Annotated in this window: 19 protein-coding genes; 7 read left to right on the top strand and 12 right to left on the bottom strand. The window is 41.5% G+C overall.

The window, feature by feature from the left end:
• Positions 1-156: 156 nt before the first annotated feature.
• The 3 genes from gdhA to QE422_RS02615 form a co-directional block, all read right to left on the bottom strand.
• Complete coding sequence (gdhA, locus tag QE422_RS02625; RefSeq protein WP_307454893.1) at positions 157-1,515, bottom strand: NADP-specific glutamate dehydrogenase; 1,359 nt, start codon at positions 1,513-1,515, stop codon at positions 157-159.
• A 190-nt stretch (positions 1,516-1,705) separates the two neighbouring features.
• Positions 1,706-2,815 carry a DNA-processing protein DprA gene (dprA, locus tag QE422_RS02620; RefSeq protein ID WP_307454892.1) on the bottom strand — a complete coding sequence of 370 codons (1,110 nt, stop codon included), beginning with the start codon at positions 2,813-2,815 and terminating at the stop codon, positions 1,706-1,708.
• Positions 2,816-2,942: 127 nt separating this feature from the next.
• Complete coding sequence (locus QE422_RS02615) at positions 2,943-3,719, bottom strand: rhomboid family intramembrane serine protease (RefSeq protein WP_307454891.1); 777 nt, start codon at positions 3,717-3,719, stop codon at positions 2,943-2,945.
• Positions 3,720-3,988: 269 nt separating this feature from the next.
• On the opposite strand from QE422_RS02615, the gene QE422_RS02610 reads away from it, so the two are divergent.
• The gene (locus tag QE422_RS02610; protein WP_307454890.1) at positions 3,989-4,918 is read left to right on the top strand and encodes a DUF3078 domain-containing protein; all 930 of its coding nucleotides are present in this window, start codon (positions 3,989-3,991) and stop codon (positions 4,916-4,918) included.
• A 136-nt stretch (positions 4,919-5,054) separates the two neighbouring features.
• Here the strand turns inward: QE422_RS02610 and QE422_RS02605 are convergent, their stop codons facing one another.
• From QE422_RS02605 to QE422_RS02590, 4 genes are all read right to left on the bottom strand, one after another.
• Complete coding sequence (locus tag QE422_RS02605) at positions 5,055-6,026, bottom strand: T9SS type A sorting domain-containing protein (RefSeq protein ID WP_307454889.1); 972 nt, start codon at positions 6,024-6,026, stop codon at positions 5,055-5,057.
• Between the two features lie 63 nt (positions 6,027-6,089).
• The gene (locus QE422_RS02600; protein ID WP_307454888.1) at positions 6,090-7,490 is read right to left on the bottom strand and encodes an outer membrane beta-barrel protein; all 1,401 of its coding nucleotides are present in this window, start codon (positions 7,488-7,490) and stop codon (positions 6,090-6,092) included.
• On the bottom strand, positions 7,480-8,049 hold the full coding sequence (locus QE422_RS02595; RefSeq protein WP_307454887.1) for an RNA polymerase sigma factor: 570 nt from the start codon (positions 8,047-8,049) through the stop codon (positions 7,480-7,482). Before QE422_RS02595 ends, QE422_RS02600 begins: the two co-directional genes overlap by 11 nt.
• Positions 8,050-8,141: 92 nt before the next feature.
• A complete protein-coding gene (locus QE422_RS02590; protein WP_307454886.1) occupies positions 8,142-8,717 on the bottom strand; it encodes a DUF4840 domain-containing protein in 576 nt (191 codons plus the stop codon).
• A 274-nt stretch (positions 8,718-8,991) separates the two neighbouring features.
• Here QE422_RS02590 and QE422_RS02585 point away from each other — a divergent pair, with 274 nt between their 5' ends.
• The 3 genes from QE422_RS02585 to QE422_RS02575 are packed head-to-tail and all read left to right on the top strand — an operon-like array spanning position 8,992 to position 10,386.
• Complete coding sequence (locus tag QE422_RS02585) at positions 8,992-9,339, top strand: tRNA-binding protein (RefSeq protein WP_307454885.1); 348 nt, start codon at positions 8,992-8,994, stop codon at positions 9,337-9,339.
• A gap of 12 nt (positions 9,340-9,351) precedes the next feature.
• Positions 9,352-10,056 (top strand): 3'-5' exonuclease, encoded by a 705-nt coding sequence (locus tag QE422_RS02580; RefSeq protein ID WP_307454884.1) that lies wholly within the window; start codon positions 9,352-9,354, stop codon positions 10,054-10,056.
• A gap of 3 nt (positions 10,057-10,059) precedes the next feature.
• A complete protein-coding gene (locus QE422_RS02575) occupies positions 10,060-10,386 on the top strand; it encodes an SUF system Fe-S cluster assembly protein (protein WP_072962257.1) in 327 nt (108 codons plus the stop codon).
• Positions 10,387-10,433: 47 nt separating this feature from the next.
• On the opposite strand, the gene QE422_RS02570 is transcribed toward QE422_RS02575, so the two are convergent.
• From QE422_RS02570 to QE422_RS02560, 3 genes are read right to left on the bottom strand one after another with little or no spacing between them, the layout of a single operon-like run.
• A complete protein-coding gene (locus QE422_RS02570) occupies positions 10,434-11,270 on the bottom strand; it encodes a sulfurtransferase (RefSeq protein WP_307454883.1) in 837 nt (278 codons plus the stop codon).
• Between the two features lie 53 nt (positions 11,271-11,323).
• Positions 11,324-11,725, bottom strand: a complete 402-nt coding sequence (locus tag QE422_RS02565; RefSeq protein WP_307454882.1) for an OsmC family protein — start codon at positions 11,723-11,725, stop codon at positions 11,324-11,326.
• A gap of 37 nt (positions 11,726-11,762) precedes the next feature.
• Positions 11,763-12,611 carry a hydroxymethylglutaryl-CoA lyase gene (locus tag QE422_RS02560; protein WP_307454881.1) on the bottom strand — a complete coding sequence of 283 codons (849 nt, stop codon included), beginning with the start codon at positions 12,609-12,611 and terminating at the stop codon, positions 11,763-11,765.
• A gap of 188 nt (positions 12,612-12,799) precedes the next feature.
• Here QE422_RS02560 and pepT point away from each other — a divergent pair, with 188 nt between their 5' ends.
• Positions 12,800-14,047, top strand: coding sequence for a peptidase T (pepT, locus tag QE422_RS02555; RefSeq protein WP_307454880.1), 1,248 nt, complete (start codon positions 12,800-12,802; stop codon positions 14,045-14,047).
• A gap of 151 nt (positions 14,048-14,198) precedes the next feature.
• On the top strand, positions 14,199-14,516 hold the full coding sequence (locus QE422_RS02550; protein ID WP_307454879.1) for a hypothetical protein: 318 nt from the start codon (positions 14,199-14,201) through the stop codon (positions 14,514-14,516).
• 66 nt (positions 14,517-14,582) lie between these two features.
• Here QE422_RS02550 and thiL read toward each other — a convergent pair whose 3' ends face one another.
• Positions 14,583-15,644, bottom strand: coding sequence for a thiamine-phosphate kinase (gene thiL / locus QE422_RS02545; RefSeq protein ID WP_307454878.1), 1,062 nt, complete (start codon positions 15,642-15,644; stop codon positions 14,583-14,585).
• An 81-nt stretch (positions 15,645-15,725) separates the two neighbouring features.
• Positions 15,726-16,220: a thioesterase family protein gene (locus QE422_RS02540; protein WP_307454877.1), complete on the bottom strand. Its 495-nt coding sequence runs from the start codon at positions 16,218-16,220 to the stop codon at positions 15,726-15,728.
• 298 nt (positions 16,221-16,518) lie between these two features.
• On the opposite strand from QE422_RS02540, the gene QE422_RS02535 reads away from it, so the two are divergent.
• Positions 16,519-17,721, top strand: a complete 1,203-nt coding sequence (locus QE422_RS02535; RefSeq protein WP_307454876.1) for an NAD(P)/FAD-dependent oxidoreductase — start codon at positions 16,519-16,521, stop codon at positions 17,719-17,721.
• Positions 17,722-17,846 lie beyond the last annotated feature (125 nt).

The following is a 17,846-nucleotide window of genomic DNA, read 5'->3' as shown; positions in this document are numbered from 1 at the left end:
AAAACGTTAACATTAAATACAACATCTACAGCCCATAAAAAAAGCGTTGAATAATTTCAACGCTTTCTCCTTTCACTTTTTTACTTTTATCCCATTTGTAATCCCCGGGAACAGGTTATACGAAAAAAGGCCGGGAATTTTCCCAACCTTTATATTTTATACTACTCCCTGAGCGAGCATTGCTTCAGCTACTTTCACGAAGCCGGCGATATTGGCGCCTTTTACGTAGTTCACATAGCCGTCTTCCTCTTTTCCGTAATCCCGGCAGGCTTTGTGGATTCCGATCATGATCTCTTTCAGCCTTGCGTCTACCTCTTCGGAAGTCCAGTTCAGACGGATCGAGTTCTGCGTCATTTCAAGCCCTGAAGTTGCTACTCCACCAGCGTTGGAAGCTTTCCCCGGAGAGAACAATACCTTGTTATCTAAGAAATAATTGATGGCGTCTAATGTAGAAGGCATATTTGCCGCTTCGGTTACACATACGCAGCCGTTTTCTACCAACAATCTTGCATCGTCAAGATCCAGCTCGTTCTGGGTTGCGGAAGGGATTGCTACATCACACTTCACTTCCCAAGGTCGTTTGCCGGCAAAGAATTCTGCGTTCGGGTATCTCTTTACATAGTCTTCCGCCCTGTTGTTTCCTGAAGCTCTCAGTTCCAATAGGTAATCGATTTTTTCTCCGTCGATCCCGTCTTTATCGTAAACATATCCATCCGGTCCGGAGAGTGTAACCACCTTTCCGCCCAGCTCGTTTACTTTTTTGATTACTCCCCAGGCTACGTTTCCGAAACCTGAAACTGTTACCACTTTATCTTTAAAGGTCTGTCCGATCGTCTTAAGCATCTGCTCTGCGAAGTATACCACCCCATATCCTGTAGCTTCAGGACGGATCAGTGAGCCTCCGTAAGCAAGTCCTTTTCCGGTAAGAACCCCTGTAAATTCATTTCTGATTTTTTTATACTGACCGAATAAATATCCGATTTCTCTGGCTCCTACCCCGATATCTCCCGCAGGAACGTCTGTTTCAGGACCGATGTGCTTGCACATTTCCGTCATGAAAGCCTGGCAGAAACGCATCACTTCCATATCGGATTTCCCTTGCGGATCAAAATCCGAACCTCCTTTACCGCCTCCCATTGGAAGAGTCGTCAGAGAGTTTTTAAACACCTGTTCGAAAGCTAAGAATTTAAGAACGGAAAGGTTTACCGTAGGATGGAAACGGATTCCCCCTTTGTACGGACCGATGGCAGAGTTCATCTGGATTCTGAAACCTCTGTTTACCTGAATTTCTCCTTTATCGTCAACCCATGGAACTCTGAAGATAATAATTCTTTCAGCTTCCGCCATTCTTTCCAGAAGCTTCATGCCCGTATACTCCTTCTTCGTCATGATAAACGGAATTACCGTAACGGCAACTTCTTTTACCGCCTGTAAAAATTCCGGCTCATTAGGGTTTTTCGCCTCAATTTTAGCTATAAATTCTTGAATTTTCTGGTCAATATTATATTGTTCCATATATTAGGGTTGAATATTATTGTCAACAAATTTAATTTTTTTTTCGAAATTCGCAACACCTTATTTAAAGATTGTTAAAAATTGAATAATAATGTTTCGAAATATTATTAAATTAATAATTTCAATGTAATTTTTATTAAAAATTAAATGTTATGTCTGATCTAATGCAATATTAAGAAATCATTAAATATCAGATTGCTAAAAATTGCCTCCCTGAAAACGATTTTAATTTCCCCAAAAGCTCCAATTCTAAAATTACCGGTAAAATCTTATGAGAAGAAAGGCTGATTTTATCGGCAAGATCATCCAAAGAAATATTAGGATTTTCAAATATTGCATCGAACACGATCTTCTGATTTCCAGTAAATTGTACAGCCACTTCACTGTAGGGAAACAGCTCTTCGGTTTTCGACTTTGGTTTATGAAATCCTAACTGATCCACCAGGTCTTTAACGGTAGAAATGGCAGAAGCTTTATGTTGAAAAATCAGGTGATTGCATCCCTGGCTCTGCTTGTCTGTAATCCTTCCGGGTAAAGCATACACTTCACGGTTATATACATTCGCATAGGTAGCAGTACTGATGGAACCTCCGCCGAATGCCGTTTCCACAACTACGGTTGCCGGAGAGATTCCCGCCACAATCCGGTTCCTCTGGATAAAGTTTTCACGGTCCGGTTTTCTTGACGAGTTGAATTCCGTAAACAGCGCCCCGCCTTCTTCCAGGATCTTTTCGGCCAGCTTTTTATTCTTGGATGGGTATAGCGTATGGAAACCGTGAGCCAGGACGCCTATTGTTGCAACCTGATGGTGAAGGGACTGCTCATGCACTTCCTTATCTACGCCCAATGCGAGGCCGCTCACCGATGTGAAATGACAGGATGCTGTTTCCTCAAAAAAATCATGGATAAACTGCTTTCCGTAAGCCGTGATATTCCGGGTACCGACAATGCTTACTTTCTGCCTGGAGGCATCGAATGTACCTTTTTGATAGAGAATCGCCGGGGCATCATCGCATTCATTCAGCAAAGAAGGCAGGTTATTACGATGCCTCAGATTGATTATGATATTATTTCTTTCACAAAATTTCAGCTCCTGCTCCGCAAATGTAAGATGTTCGGGATTTTCTATATCGGAGATGATCTTTTTTCCGAATCCGTCCAGCTTTTTATATTCTTTTCTGGCATTTTCCCAAGCCGATTTTGCACTTCCGAAAGTACGGACAAGCTTGTGGAAATTAATGTCACCGATCAGACTGGACTCACGTAAAGCAATGGAATAAAGGTGTTCTTCAGAATACATTTGTGTTGTTTTTTACAAATGTAAAGATTTTTTAAAATCTGTTCAGGTTTAAATATAGAATTTTTATGTTTACACTGATGAATAAGAAGATTCTTTTAACCAAATAACTATTTTAAACAGCTATAAATCAATAATTTTTACCTCTCAGTTCATCCAGCCTGTCCCAGATATCGTCTTTCTTTTTGTAAGGCAATTCCATAAAGTCTTCGGGATGATTTTCTTTGTATTCCTGCCAGAGTTTATCATCTTTTTCACTATAATAATTGGGGAATTCCCAAATGTATCTTTTCTTCTTATCGCCTACCCTTTTGAACATAAAAGCGAGGATAATTCCTACAACAGCTCCTGCAAGGTGGGCCTGCCATGCAATTTTACTGGGCTCCTGAAGATTGGAGAACAATTCTTCCGGCAGCATTCCCCAGACAAGACTTCCGTAATACAATACCACCAGCAGAGAAATGGTAAGCAGTTTTACATTCCATTTAAAAACACCGCTGAAAAAAAGGAAAAAAGCGAGGACATAAACAACCCCGCTTGCTCCGATGGTGCAGGTGTAAAGATATTCGCCCGTCATGATATCAATCGGCGGAAGGAGCCACACCAGAAATCCGGTTGCCAGCCAGCCGATAATAAAAACCTTATTGGCGACCAGCGGATAAAATTCATACAGCAGGAACATCAGAACTGCCATGGGAATGGAATTTCCGATAATATGATCCAGGCTTCCATGTAAAAGCGGAGACGTAACAATTCCCAGCAGCCCTTCCGGCAATAAAGGAATAATGGCTCCGAAGCAACTTGCAAAAAAGCCGTGCAACTGTAGAAAATAGCCCAGCCACATGGCTGAAAGCATCAGCAACGGGTTGATAACCGCTCTTTTGGAAATTACATTATTTTTAAACATGCCTATTTTATGTCAAATGAAAAGCCAATGATAAATTTCGGAAAATTTGTCGACGAATGACCTCATCGCGGATCGATTTCAGCCAAAAAGTAATGATTTCCTTCACTTTCAGGTTTATGGCTCTTTGATCATGTCACGAGAAGCAGAGAAGACCTTAAAAAAACATTAAAAATTTAGGTACGGCAACTTTGGGCAGCCTGAATCCGGATCCATAAAATTTATATTTAATATTTTTGTACGAAATTTTTATTAAAATAAATCTTGAAGTCATGAAGAAGTTTTTAGTAATGCTCTCAGTTTCTCTAGGAATTTTCGCCGGTGCGCAGGTAGTGATCATCGATACGCCAGCAGTCAAAAAAGATACCATAAAACACTGGTCGGTAATAGGAAAGCAGTCTGTAATGATCAATCAAGCAGCGTTTTCCAACTGGGTGGGCGGAGGTGCCAACAACGTAGGATGGCTTGCCGCACTGGATTACAACATTACCTACGAAAAAGGCAAGGATCTTTGGGAAAACATCATTCTTCTCAATTACGGACAGAATGATACGAAAGGGCTTGGCGTAAGAAAAACCCAGGATGTGATCAACATTTCCACCAACTACGGAAGGAAATTTTCGAAAGGCTGGTACCTTTCGGCAGGGGCAGGATTACTCTCGCAATTTTCTGCGGGATACGAAGACGGCAATAATCCCGGAGCCAAAAAAATCTCCAATTTCATGGCCCCCGGCTATGTTAATGCCGGGATGGGAATCACCTACCGGCCGAATGACAATATCAATGTGACGCTTCGGCCAAGTAACGCGAGATGGGTTTTTGTCCTGGACAAAGAGCTGCAGGTAGCCGGCACTTACGGCTTGAAAGCAGACGGAGACACTTCTTTGCTTCAATACGGTTTCTTAGGAACGGCTTATTATAAAGTAAAGCTGATGGAAAACATCAACGTTACCAATACGGCTTCCGTTTTCTCCAATTACCTGGATCATCCTGAAAGACTCGTCCTGGCCTACGGAATGATACTTAATTTAAAAGTCAACAAATTTATCTCTTCCAATATCACGGTTGATTTAATGTACGATCACAACCAGATCCAGAAGACCCAGCTTAAACAGACCCTGGGTGTTGGCTTTGCCTACACGCTGAACAATGGCGTAAAGCGCTCCGACCGGAAAGACAGTCAGTGGTGGATTAAAAAGTAGATCTTTAACCCGAATAAATAACAAAGCTGCCTCCAAATCTCGGGGGCAGCTTTTATTTTTAATGAAAAGAGACTGCTCTGAAAGCAGCCTCTACGGTGATTATTGAAAAAACTAAATTTGCGCAGGTGTTGCCGCATTATTTTTTAATAAACTTGTTCCGGTACAGTTTCCCGTTTGAGCTTTTAGAGACGATCATGTATGTTCCGGGTACCAGGCTGCTTACATCGATTGCTTCAGTGTATTGATGGTCTTTTTTCTGCAGGATTAATTTTCCGGACATATCGATGATAGAAACTTCCGGGTACTTTTTGTCTGATGCTTTACCGATAAAAATAACCTGTGAAGCCGGGTTGGGATAAATGCTCAGGGCATTTTCTTTCGGCTGGGTTTCCCCGGTTGAAAGGCTTGCACAGCTGCTCCAGTTCCCGAAATTTAATTGGATAAAGGCAAAATCACCCAGCATTTCGCATTGGTCCGGGCAATATTCGGTACAGGCATAGAATCCGTAATGGCCGGTGGTTGTCGCTGTGTAAGAATCTCCTGTTTCCCCGGGAATAATACACGGATCGGCCGGTGAAGGCGGATTGTTTGCCGGAAGACAACGGAACCAGGTGTGGACTCCGTAAAGCTGCGGGAAGCCATCATTCAGCTGCACCGAGGCTCCCTGACAAACATTGTATTCGCCCGGCCCGATTTCTTCATAAGTTCCCGGCTGAAAATCCGCCATCATGAAAGGAAGTCCGTACGCGTAGCCGTCTGCAAGGATGGGGGTGCTTTCTGCCGTACAGTCGTTCTGTGTAACCTCCACTTTGAAATAATACAGCATATCATCCGTTCCGTTGATGGTAAGAGTCTGTGAAGTGGCTCCCGGAACAGCAACCCACGGGTTGGTATTCGGGGTTTGCCAGTCCCATTCCTGCCGATACCACTGGTAGGTTGCGTACGTTTGGGTAGTGGTGAGGGTTTCCGTTTCTGAATTACAAAAGACGATCTTGTCCGGAAACATGGTTCCTAATCTCGGGCTTGTAACCGTTGGAGTGCATTGCTGTGCTTTTACATATAAAAAGCTTAAAAGCAAAAGACTGAAAAACATAAGTTTTGTTTTCATATTATTTATTTTATTGGTGATTTGTTATTTAAAAGCTATACTGAACTGATACAGAAAATATTTCTAATCAATCAAGATCCTAACTCCGAATTTCAGATTGAAGTTCAAAGGTTTCTCTTTATAAACGGTATTTAAGGAACTGTTGTCATTAAAGTGATATCCTATTCCCGGCTCTGCATAGATCCCGATATTCCGGATGACTTTCAGCTGTAATCCGACTGCCGTATTTACAGAAACCTGAACAGGTTTTTCACTTACTTTTTCTCTGGTTTCCTCTTTCACGACACCATCAACGATATATTTTGTCCTCAGATCACCTGAAACCGCTTTTTCAAATGCTCCGCCTCCTGACACATATCCCGTAAAAGACCCTTTCTGAATGACGTTATAATTAACCTGAACCGGAATTCCCACATAATGAATATTCTGTTCGCTGCTGATGAAATTGTCCCCATTTCCGGAGGTAAGCTCTGCAGAAAGCTTTGTATAGCTGACTCCCGTTCCTATGCTCCATCTTTTTCCGATATTTTTCAGAACTGAAGCCCCGAATGTAATCGGCGTTTTGTGCCTGATCGTTGCATCCACTTTTTTATCCTGGTTCGCCAGAAGAATAGACATCAAAGGATCTTCTCCATAATCCAAGCTCCACATTTCAGGAAGACTCAGCGTGGCTCCGTTTAAAGTAGCGTATCCCGGAAACCGGTCAGTAGTTCCTGAAGAAGCATTTCCGGTAAGCATGCCTACCGTCCACGGTTTACGGGTCTTATTCCGGGCCAGCTTCTTCTTTTCCTCTTCTTCAAATTTTTCTTTCCATTCCCTTTCTTCTTTTGTCAGAAGTTCATGAGATTCTTGCTGTTTGTTTACATCCTGCTCTGCAACGGCATAAGATTCCGCGGATAAGGCCTGATTGCTTTGATGCTTAAAATTCTCATTTTTAATATCTTCCTGAGTTTTAAAAACAGATTTAATCCAAAGGCCTGCTCTTTCCGTTTTTATTGATGTTAAAAAAGGTTCAGAAATATTCCGGGTCAGGGCATGATGCTGCTTTTCAGCGGGATTACCTTTTATCACGATTGCATTTTCAGCAGATTTAACATTTTGTTTTCCCGATATTTTACCGGAAGAATCTGTTTCTTTTTGAACCTTACTTTTTCGGTTTAAAACATATTCCGGCTCATTGTTACCTGTTTTATTCAGATCAAAACCAATAAGCCAGCCCAGAATAAAGAATACAGCAACGGCCGCCGCAACCCCGCCCATGCGATACCATAAAGGTTTAGGACTAACCGTCTCAGCAGCCCTTACCTGCGCTTTCAGATCATCATTTATGAGGCCGGGAATTATATTCTTCCCTTCCTCTTCCTCAAACAATTCGTCCCTGATATTTCTCCACAATCCGTCAGGAACATCCTCCGTATGATCTTCCATTTTTCTGCGCAGATCATTTAACCATTCATCGCTCATAGGGCATTGCTTTAGACATTTTATACTCTTTTATTTTCCGGGCAAGCATTGATTTTGCCCTGTGAAACTGCGAAGTGGAAGAATTTTCTGCAATTCCCAGGATTTCCGCAATTTCTTTATGGCTTTTTTCTTCAAAAACAAACAGGTTAAAAACCGTGCGGTATCCTTCCGGGAGAGAACGGATCAGCTCCATAATCATCTGCTGCGAAATTTCTCTCAGATCCGGCTCGTCATCCTGCGGCTCATCCGCAATTTCAAAATCTTCGCCCACGGTTTTAAAATCAGGATTTTTTCGGATGTGCTTTAAAGATTCGTTGACTACAATTTTTGTGATCCAGGCCTTTAGAGAACCTTTTCCTCTGTATTCAAAAGACGCAATCGAACGGAACATCAGGACAAAACTGTTCTGCAAAACATCATGAACATCTTCTCTATCCAAGATATACCGTGAACAGACATAAGTAAGACTGCCTGAATACACTTCGAAAAGTTCTTTCCAGGCCGCTTCTTCCTTTTGCAAAAGGCGGCTTACCAAAATCTGCTCCTGATTTTCTTCCATTAATAATTATCAATCATTCAGCTTCTATTATCATCCTGTAAAGATAGGAAGCCTCAGCCGGAGACTTCCTTTGTCTTTATGATACCCTTATTTTAATTCTTAATACTGATCGGCACCTCATATTTTATGGTTTGATAAGATGGGAGGTCCGTTCCGTCTACGGTTATCTTTTCCGCTTCCAGACCAAACCTCATCGATCCGTCGTAACCTACAAAAAATCCTTTCTGCTTGGATATCAGCTTCACTACCGTATTTCTTACAGTCCCGTCTACCGCGATCTGGAGAACCAGGGTTTGGGGTTCAAAAGTAAGTTCAATTACATTCTGGTCCGTATTGATCTTGGAGGTATAATCGAGCTTGTATTCTACTTTTCCCAGGTGCGCCAAAGCGGTGTCGGCTTTTACCGGATCTGCCACAACAGCTTTTACAATTTCTTTCACCGGGAAATCTTTAAAAGTTATTATTGAATCCTTTGCGGTAAAATCAATGATTTTTTCATTGAACATTCCTCCCTGTGAGGTTATCAGCCGGGCTTTATAATTTCCGTTGATGTCGCTTATTTTCACCGGGATCGGTTCGTACTGATCGTTCATACAGGAGGTTAAAGAGATTCCTAACACGGCAAATAAGGCAGCCGTTAAAAATAGAAGTACTTTCTGTTTCTTCATTGTTTTTGATTTTAGCATTAAACATTATTCCTCTGAGTACTCATGAGTATAAATCCTTCTTTACAGAAATCCTGCATGCAACTTATTCAATAGAGCCCAAATATTTATTAACTCACTGATTATTAATGCTAAAATTTTTATGTTTTAAAAAGCATTTTCTAACTTTCATTATTTTAATACATTTGTTAAAACATTTTCTGATGACTTCCGGCAGCCTGAAAGCAGCCGGCCTTACTTCAAATTCAGAAAATACCGTCACAAAAGCAGAATGATTATGAATATAAAACCGGAAATTTCCTGGACCGATTTTGAAAAAATAGATATCCGCTGCGGGACCATTATCTCCGTAAGCGATTTTGAAAAAGCAAGAAACCCGTCTTATCAGCTGGAAATAGATTTTGGAGATTTGGGCATTAGAAAGTCTTCCGCACAGATTACCTCATTATATAAAAAAGAAGAATTGGTCGGACAACAGATCCTGGCTGTGGTGAATTTTCCTAAAAAGCAGATCGCCAATTTTTTCAGCGAATGCCTGGTTTTAGGACTGTATGGTGAAGATAAAAAAGATGTTACGCTTCTAACGCCATCCCTGCCGACAAAAAACGGAATGCAGGTTGGCTAAAACACAAAAAAAATGATACATAAAATTCCTTTAGAAAGAATCTTATTCCTTGATATTGAAACCGTTCCGGGCTTCGGATTATGGGAAGAACTGTCGGAAGCCGAACAGATGCTTTGGGATAAAAAGACCAGATTCCAGAGAAAAGAAGAGGTTACCGCAGGAGAATTCTATGTGGAAAGAGCCGGCATCATGGCGGAATTCGGTAAAATTATCTGCATCACGATCGGGATGCTGGAGAAAAATGACACCCTAAAGATCAAAAGTTTTGCCGATGATGACGAAAAGAAGCTGCTGCTGGAATTTGGCGAAATTTTCAACAGCCCGAGGCTCCGGGAAGTGATCCTCTGCGCGCACAACGGAAAGGAATTCGATTTTCCGTGGATTGCCCGGCGGTATCTCATCAATGGAATGATGCCTCCTACCCCATTCCAGATGTTCGGAAAAAAGCCCTGGGAAATCCCGCATATCGACACAATGGAGCTCTGGAAGTTCGGGGATTATAAAAGTTTTGTTTCCCTGGAACTGCTCGCCCATGTTTTCGGAATCCCGACCCCGAAAGATGATATCGACGGCTCAATGGTTTCATCAATTTACTACATAGAGAAAGACTTGCAAAGAATAGTTGACTATTGTGAAAAAGATGTCTTAACTTTGGCAAATGTTTTCCGGCGCATGCGTCAGGAAGATTTGTTGAAAAGGTACATCAATTTAGATTAAAAAATGAAATTTACAGACGATCAGATTGCTGATATCGGTGAGGAAATCATCGGTGTCTTAAAAACCGTATATGACCCTGAAATTCCGGTGGATATCTACGAATTGGGCTTGGTTTATGATGTTCAGATCTCCGATGATGCAGATGTTAAAATCATTATGACACTCACAACCCCCAACTGCCCTGTTGCAGAAACCCTCCCACAGGAAGTAAAAGATAAGGTGGCTGAAGTGGAAAATGTAAAAAGCGTGGATCTGGAACTTACTTTCGAGCCGAGCTGGAACAAAGATATGATGAGCGAAGAAGCCAAATTTGAGCTTGGAATGCTTTAAAATGGATTACAGATAAATCAGGCGGCCAAAATGGCCGCCTTTATTGTTTATATTTCTTTTGCTATTTCTTTTCCCTCCCTCCTGCTCCATTCGCTCCATGAGCCAATGTATAAATCCGGAACGGGAAAGCCGGCATAAGCCAAAGCTAAAGCAGTATGACATGCAGTAACGCCGGAACCACAGTGAACAATCAGATGTTCAGGGCTTTCCTTCAGGAATTCCATATACTTTTCCCACAGTTTTTCAGGAGAAAGAAAGTTTCCGCTTTTATCAAGATTTTCGGAAAAAGGGATATTGATGGCTCCCGGAATATGCCCTGCCACAAGATCGATAGGTTCGGATTCGCCGTTATAACGGTAAGCATCTCTAACATCAATGACGGTTGAAGAATGATTTATCAATTCATTTTCAACATCTTCCAAATTTGAAATTGGGAAAAGCCAGTTTTCTTTCTTAATGACTTCCACTTTTTCAAAAGATTCTTCACCATCAGAAAATTCCAGGCCCTGTTTTTCTGCATTCTGAATTCCGCCATCCAGCACCTGAACTTTTTCAAAACCAAAGGATCTCAGCATCCACCAGGCTCTTGCCGCAGCGTTCGAACCGTTCTTATCATCATAAACAATAATATGATCCTTTTCCGAAATTCCAAGGCGGGAAAGCGTCTCTGCAAATTTTCCGATTTCCGGAAGCGGATGTCTTCCGCCGAAAGCAGCGTCACCACCGATTTCTGCGAGGTCTTTATCCAAATCGATCAACCTGGCTCCTTTAATGTGTTTGTTCAGATACTTTTGATGATTATCTTTTCCAGCTCTGGCATCAATAATGATCAGATTTTCTTTCGGGAGATGTTTGAATGCGAATGGCAAAATAATAGGTTGCATAGCTAAGGTTTTTATAAAATCAAAGCCGCAGAAATTTCCACGGCCTGATTTCTTTATTGATAGATAAAAATCATGGTCTGTTCCAGATCCGGATGGAGACTTTTCGCAACCGGGCAATTATGGGCTGTTCGCTCTATAAATGCTTTTTCCTCATCGGAATAGGATTCTGAAAAAACAAAATTACACACAATTTCACCTATTCTCCTGGGCTCGCCTTTCATAATTTTCTGAAGGTTGCAATACGCGCCGTCGATATTGATGTTTTTTTCTTTGCCTAAAATCGCAATGGTCGTCAGGGCGCATTCGGCTAGAGAAGTAGCACACAGATCCGTCGGAGAAAATTTCTCCCCTTTTCCGTGATTATCCGTCGGAGCGTCACTTTCGATAAGCGTTCCGGATTGTAAGTGCTCTGCCGAACATCTCAGATCTCCGATATAGGTAATTTTTGAAGTCATTTTATTTAATTTTTATTAAAGCTAGGAAAATTTTTACTTAAAAATGAAAAATATCTTTTGCTTTATTGTACGAACTTTCAAAGTTTAACAGGTTCAATTTATGGCTGGCTTTCTCCACGCTCATGAAATTGATTACCTGTTCCGTAGGCATATTTCCAACGAGATCATCTTTGGCCATCGGGCAGCCTCCGATTCCTTTAATCGCACTGTCGAACCTCGTACAGCCCTGATCGTAAGCGGCCTTTAATTTAGAATAAGATTCTTCGTACCGGTTATGAAAATGAGCTCCGAAATTGATCCCGGAATATTTTGAAGGAATTTTTTCAAATAAAATCGAGATTGTTTCTGGCGTTGCAACACCCGTTGTATCGGACAGTAAGATATCTTTAACTCCTATTTCAGAAAACCGCTGGGCCCAGAAGTCCACATCTTCCCATTTCCACATTTCGCCGTAAGGGTTTCCGAAGGCCATCGAGAAATAAATGTTCAGCTGCCGGTTCTCTTTTCCTACCAGTTCCAGCATTCTGATGATCTCACGGAAGGCTTCTTCCTGGCTTTTATTGGTATTCCGGTGCTGAAAAGTTTCGGAAATGGAAAATGGAAAACCGATGATATCCACCGACTGGTGTTTCAGGGCTTTCTCTGCTCCCCGGTAATTGGCAACAATGGCAGAGACCTTGGTATTGGAACGGGATTTATCGATATTTTCCGCGACCTCCGCAGAATCGGCCATCTGAGGAATGGCTTTGGGAGAAACGAAGCTCAGGCAATCCAGAACATCAAATCCCACATCCATCAGAGAATTGATATAATCTATTTTTTTATCAGTCGGGATAAATTCTCCCCACCCCTGCATTGCATCACGCGGACATTCAGTAAGAAACATGTTTTACTTTTAGATTTTCTCAAATATAATAAAACTAAACAAGTTCAGGAAAGATATCAGCAACTATAATATAAAACTGAAATTCAAACAATTACATTAATTACTTACGCTTATCACCTCATCCTGAAGTACAAATAACCTATTCTGAACCTCAAAATTGCTAACTTTACGGGAAATTTATACCAACAATGAGCGCAATAGAATTCAACCCTTTGTGGAAAGAAAAGCTGCTGAACCGTTTTCTTAATTATGTAAAAATATATTCAACCAGTGATGCCGAAAGCGAAACCACTCCATCTACCGAAAGACAATGGGATATCGCCAGATACATCACAGAAGAACTGAAAACGATCGGGCTTGAAAATGTATCGATTGATGAGAACGGTTATATTATGGGCTATGTACCTTCCAACCTTGAAAATGATAATCAGCCCACCATCGGATTTATTTCACATTACGATACGTCGCCGGATTTCAGCGGGGAAAACGTAAAGCCGCAGGTTTGGGAAAATTATGACGGAAACGACCTGGTACTGAACCAGACCACCGGATTCACGCTATCGCCTTCAAAATTTGAAAGCTTAAAAAAATACATCGGCCAGACCTTAATTACCACCGACGGAAATACCCTTCTAGGAGCCGATGATAAAGCAGGTTGCGCAGAAATCGTTACCGCAGCGGAATATTTAATGGCGCATCCCGAAATCAAGCACGGAAGGATTGCCGTAGGCTTTACACCGGATGAAGAGATCGGAAGAGGTGCCCATAAATTTGATGTGGCTAAATTCGGGGCAGAATTCGCTTACACGATGGACGGCGGAGAAGTCGGTGAACTGGAATACGAAAACTTCAACGCCGCAGGAGCCGTGGTAAAGATCCACGGACTGAGCGTTCACCCGGGTTATGCGTATGGAAAAATGGTAAATGCCGCCCTATTGGCTTCTGAGTTTGCCCAGATGCTTCCTGCCAACGAAACCCCTGCTACGACGAAAGGATTTGACGGGTTCTATCATTTAATGGATTTAAATGCCGATATTTCCGAAGCCAAACTGCAGTACATTATCCGTGACCATGATGCCGATAAGTTCGAAGCCAGAAAGAAATTTATGGAAGAAAAAATTGCTGAATTCAATCAGAAGCACGGTGAAGGAACGGCTGAAATCGAAATTAAAGAGCAGTACCGAAATATGAAGCAGCAATTTGAAGGCAAAATGCACATCGTGGATCTTGCAGCCAAAGCGATGAAAGAAGCAGGAATTGAACCGAAGATCAAAGCCATCCGCGGAGGAACTGACGGTGCACAATTATCCTATATGGGACTGCCTTGCCCGAATATTTTCGCCGGAGGGATCAACTTCCACGGGCCGTATGAATATGTGGCGCTGGAAAGTATGCAAAAAGCTATGGAGGTAATTTTGAATATTGCTAAAGCATAAACCAAACCTTAACATACAGATAGAAAACCAGCTCGCTTGAGCTGGTTTTTGAATATTTAAATTACTTAACGATACAAACTTGCCACCTATTATTCTTATAAATCCAACATCATAAAATATCCCAATCTTTTATAAATTAATGGTCTGATTTTTGAAAATTTTTAAAACAAAAAAATTTAAAATGAAAAAGAGATTATATTCAGTCGCCGTGATTCTTTTATTCGGAATCGGCATATCAGCACAAAAAACCAATTCAGTAAAGCAGGAAATAAAAAAAGATGCTAAAACAGTAGGCAAGGCTGCTAAAGATGGCGCAGAATGGACCGGCAAAACAGCTGAAAAAGGGTATGAGGCTACCAAAAAAGGGGTAAAAGACGCAGCAAAATGGACTAAGAAAACAGCCAGGAAGGGAGCAAATGCAGTAGATAAAACTTATCAGGATGCAAAAGCTGATATTAAAAAGGATTAATCCCGGAAAAATAAGATACAAAAAACCACCGCCATTGCAGTGGTTTTTTTTCTGTATAAAAGGAATCTATTCTTGCTGATTCCCCAAAAAAGCATCCCAGCCCTGCGCCGTTAATGCCACCAATTGGTTGGAACCTCTTGCCACCATAAAATTACCATCTTCTTTGGCTACGGCATGACCAATGATGGTAAAATCCGGATGATTTTTAATTTTATCGAAATCATTCGGGGAAATCGTGAACAGCAGTTCGTAATCTTCTCCTCCGCTTAAAGCCGCCATTACGGGGTTTAAATTAAATTCATCTGCGGTAGTGATCGTCAGGTTGTCCATCGGGATTTTCTCCTCATACAGCCTGAAACCTACTTCTGACTGATCCGAAAGGTGAAGAATCTCCGAAGCCAGGCCGTCCGAAATATCAATCATGGACGTTGGCTTGATATCCAGCTGCTCCAGAATGCCTTTTACATCCGTTCTTGCTTCCGGTTTCAGCTGTCTTTCCAGAATATAATCGTAGCCTTCCATTTCCGGCTGCATATTCGGATCTGCAAGGAACACCGCATGTTCTCTTTCCAGGATCTGAAGTCCCATATAAGCACCTCCCAGATCGCCTGTAACCACCAGAAGATCATTAGGTTTTGCCCCGCTTCTTTTAACGATATTCTCATCGTTCTCTATTCCAATGGCGGTAATGCTCATCACCAGACCGGCATTGGAACTCGTTGTATCTCCGCCAATTAAGTCGACTTTATACCTTCCGCAAGCCGCCTGGATTCCTGAATAGATTTCTTCCAAAGCTTCCACCGGAAAACGGTTGGATACCGCCAGGGAAACCAGGATCTGGGTAGGTGTAGCATTCATGGCAGCAATATCGCTCAGGTTGACCACCACCGCTTTATAGCCTAAATGCTTCAACGGAACATATCCGAGATTAAAATGTACACCTTCCGCCAACACATCGGTCGTGAGGACTACTTTTTTGCCTTCAGGATTAATGACCGCTGCATCATCTCCTACGCCAAGCTCCGAAGAATCGTTGGCCAAAGGAAAAAATTCGGTCAGGTGTTTGATCAGTCCGAATTCTCCCAGTTTGGAAATCGGCGTCAGTTCAGGTTCTTTATCTTCAAACATATCTTTTATTTATCAGTAATGAGTAATTGGTAATGAATAATAAATGATGACCGAAATCAGTCATCTTTTATCAATCATCATTTATTTAGCAAATGCTGCCGGATCTATATTTTCCGGGCGGAATGGCAGGTTTTTGAAATCTTCTCTCGTAAGAACCGCTGTCTCAGGAGATTTGTATTTATTCATGGCTTCTACCACGTCATCCGGTGGAGTCGTCATTTTTCTCAGCATCATATCGATCCACACCCCTGTTGCTTCAGCCGTTGCACAGTGTTCACCATCAGGTGTATAGAATTTGTGAACGAAACGGTAAATGGAAGAATCTTCTGCACATCCGTCGATTTCCAGACTTACGATCACCGTCTGATCGGCATAGATTTCTTTAAAAAACGAATATCTTTCGTGCAGGATCACCGGCCCGATTCCCCATCGGCTGAGCTGGGTAACACCCATTTTTTCTTTGGTCATAAAAGCCATTCTCGACTGCGCACAGTATTGCACGTAAGATGAATTGGCCAAATGTTTATTCGCATCAAGATCGCTCCAGCGTACTTCAAAGGTATGGTAGAATATCATTTAAATTTTGTTTTAAATATGAACTTAAATTTTACCACAAAATTTTTCACTTCTCTTTTAACCCATAGAAACAGCATAATTCTGAAAATCTTTGATTTTACTCTTCTGTGATCTGAATTATACGCAGATTAAGTGACTAAAATTTTATGTACCCAATGTGTTAAAAGCTTTTGTGACTTTTGTGGTTATCATTTCCCGGTTTAATCGAAAAATTACATTCTTCAAAATTACTCAAATAAGATGGTTTATAAAAATTGTAGTTTTGCAAAAATAATCTTGAGCATAAGATTAAAAAACTATGAAGCAAATTATCATTATCGGAGGTGGTGCTGCCGGATTTTTCTGTGCCGCCAACCTGGACGAAACCCAGTATAAAATAACCATTCTCGAGCAGAATTCGGATGTTCTCCAGAAAGTAAAGATTTCCGGAGGCGGCCGTTGCAATGTTACCCATGCCTGTTTCGACCCGCGGGAGCTGGTTCAGTTTTATCCCAGGGGAAATAAGGAACTGCTCAGCGTATTTACCAAGTTTCAGCCGGGCGACACGATGGATTGGTTTGAGCAGAGAAATATTGCCTTGAAAATAGAAAACGACAACCGCGTTTTTCCAGAAAGCAATTCTTCCCAGAGCATCATCACTGCAATGCTGAATGAAACTCAACAGAAAAAAGTGGAGGTAAAAACCAAGTGTTCCGTAAAAGAAATTGAAAAGCTGGACGAAAGATACCTCATAAAAACAAGCCTGGGGGATTTTGAAGCGGACGTTGTGATCTACACCACGGGAAGCTCTCCGAAATCGCTGAAAATGATTGAAAGCTTAGGACACAAAATCGTGGATCTGGTGCCTTCTCTTTTCACCTTCAATATCAAAGATGATTTGTTGAAAGATCTTGCCGGAACCAGCTTTGAAATGGCAGAAACATCGATTCCAAAGCTTAAAACCGAAGAAAGCGGGCCGCTGCTGATTACCCACTGGGGTCTTTCGGGCCCTGCCATCCTGAAAATTTCAGCCTGGGAAGCCATTAATTTAGCGAAAGTGAAATATAACTTTGAAATTGAAGTGAATTTTATTTCCAAAGATACAGAGGACGCGGAAGTACTGTTTCAAAAATTCAGACAGTCCAATCCGAAGAAAACCATCGGACAGTCGAAAATTTTCGATATCACCAACCGTTTCTGGCAGAGGATCTTAGAAGTTTCTAAAGTAGACCTCAACAAGCAGGTAGCTAATCTTTCCGGCAAAGAAATGCAGACCATTATTGAAAACTTATGCCGAAAGAAATTTCAGGTGACCGGAAAATCGACATTCAAAGATGAATTCGTAACTGCCGGAGGGGTTGATTTAAAGGAAATTAACTTTAAAAATATGGCTTCAAAAATTTTACCGAATTTCTACATCGCCGGAGAAGTGCTGAACATCGACGCTGTGACCGGAGGATTTAATTTCCAGGCGTGCTGGAGCGAGGCGTGGCTGATTGCGCAGGATCTCAATGCGAAATGATTTAAACACGAATTGCACTAATATTTTTCACTAATAACACAATATTATTTGTGAAGATTGGTGAGAAAATTTACAGTATTCGTGTTTAAAAACTCAAATCTCCTGCTCTAAAATTCAGGTAATTC

This window comes from Chryseobacterium sp. SORGH_AS_0447, assembly GCF_030818695.1.
Taxonomy (GTDB): domain Bacteria; phylum Bacteroidota; class Bacteroidia; order Flavobacteriales; family Weeksellaceae; genus Chryseobacterium.
The sequence above is the reverse complement of the archived record's forward strand: the minus strand, read 5'-3'. Positions and strand labels throughout refer to the sequence as shown.

Excerpts from the sequence above, each read along its gene's own strand:
- QE422_RS02585 (WP_307454885.1), top strand. The coding sequence starts at position 8,992 with ATGAATATAAAACCGGAAATTTCCTGGACCGATTTTGAAAAAATAGAT.
- QE422_RS02590 (WP_307454886.1), bottom strand. The coding sequence starts at position 8,717 with ATGAAGAAACAGAAAGTACTTCTATTTTTAACGGCTGCCTTATTTGCC.
- QE422_RS02560 (WP_307454881.1), bottom strand. The coding sequence starts at position 12,611 with ATGTTTCTTACTGAATGTCCGCGTGATGCAATGCAGGGGTGGGGAGAA.
- QE422_RS02535 (WP_307454876.1), top strand. The coding sequence starts at position 16,519 with ATGAAGCAAATTATCATTATCGGAGGTGGTGCTGCCGGATTTTTCTGT.
- dprA (WP_307454892.1), bottom strand. The coding sequence starts at position 2,815 with ATGTATTCTGAAGAACACCTTTATTCCATTGCTTTACGTGAGTCCAGT.
- QE422_RS02605 (WP_307454889.1), bottom strand. The coding sequence starts at position 6,026 with ATGAAAACAAAACTTATGTTTTTCAGTCTTTTGCTTTTAAGCTTTTTA.
- QE422_RS02610 (WP_307454890.1), top strand. The coding sequence starts at position 3,989 with ATGAAGAAGTTTTTAGTAATGCTCTCAGTTTCTCTAGGAATTTTCGCC.
- QE422_RS02595 (WP_307454887.1), bottom strand. The coding sequence starts at position 8,049 with ATGGAAGAAAATCAGGAGCAGATTTTGGTAAGCCGCCTTTTGCAAAAG.
- QE422_RS02540 (WP_307454877.1), bottom strand. The coding sequence starts at position 16,220 with ATGATATTCTACCATACCTTTGAAGTACGCTGGAGCGATCTTGATGCG.
- QE422_RS02570 (WP_307454883.1), bottom strand. The coding sequence starts at position 11,270 with ATGCAACCTATTATTTTGCCATTCGCATTCAAACATCTCCCGAAAGAA.
- QE422_RS02580 (WP_307454884.1), top strand. The coding sequence starts at position 9,352 with ATGATACATAAAATTCCTTTAGAAAGAATCTTATTCCTTGATATTGAA.
- QE422_RS02615 (WP_307454891.1), bottom strand. The coding sequence starts at position 3,719 with ATGTTTAAAAATAATGTAATTTCCAAAAGAGCGGTTATCAACCCGTTG.
- pepT (WP_307454880.1), top strand. The coding sequence starts at position 12,800 with ATGAGCGCAATAGAATTCAACCCTTTGTGGAAAGAAAAGCTGCTGAAC.
- QE422_RS02575 (WP_072962257.1), top strand. The coding sequence starts at position 10,060 with ATGAAATTTACAGACGATCAGATTGCTGATATCGGTGAGGAAATCATC.
- QE422_RS02600 (WP_307454888.1), bottom strand. The coding sequence starts at position 7,490 with ATGAGCGATGAATGGTTAAATGATCTGCGCAGAAAAATGGAAGATCAT.
- gdhA (WP_307454893.1), bottom strand. The coding sequence starts at position 1,515 with ATGGAACAATATAATATTGACCAGAAAATTCAAGAATTTATAGCTAAA.
- thiL (WP_307454878.1), bottom strand. The coding sequence starts at position 15,644 with ATGTTTGAAGATAAAGAACCTGAACTGACGCCGATTTCCAAACTGGGA.
- QE422_RS02565 (WP_307454882.1), bottom strand. The coding sequence starts at position 11,725 with ATGACTTCAAAAATTACCTATATCGGAGATCTGAGATGTTCGGCAGAG.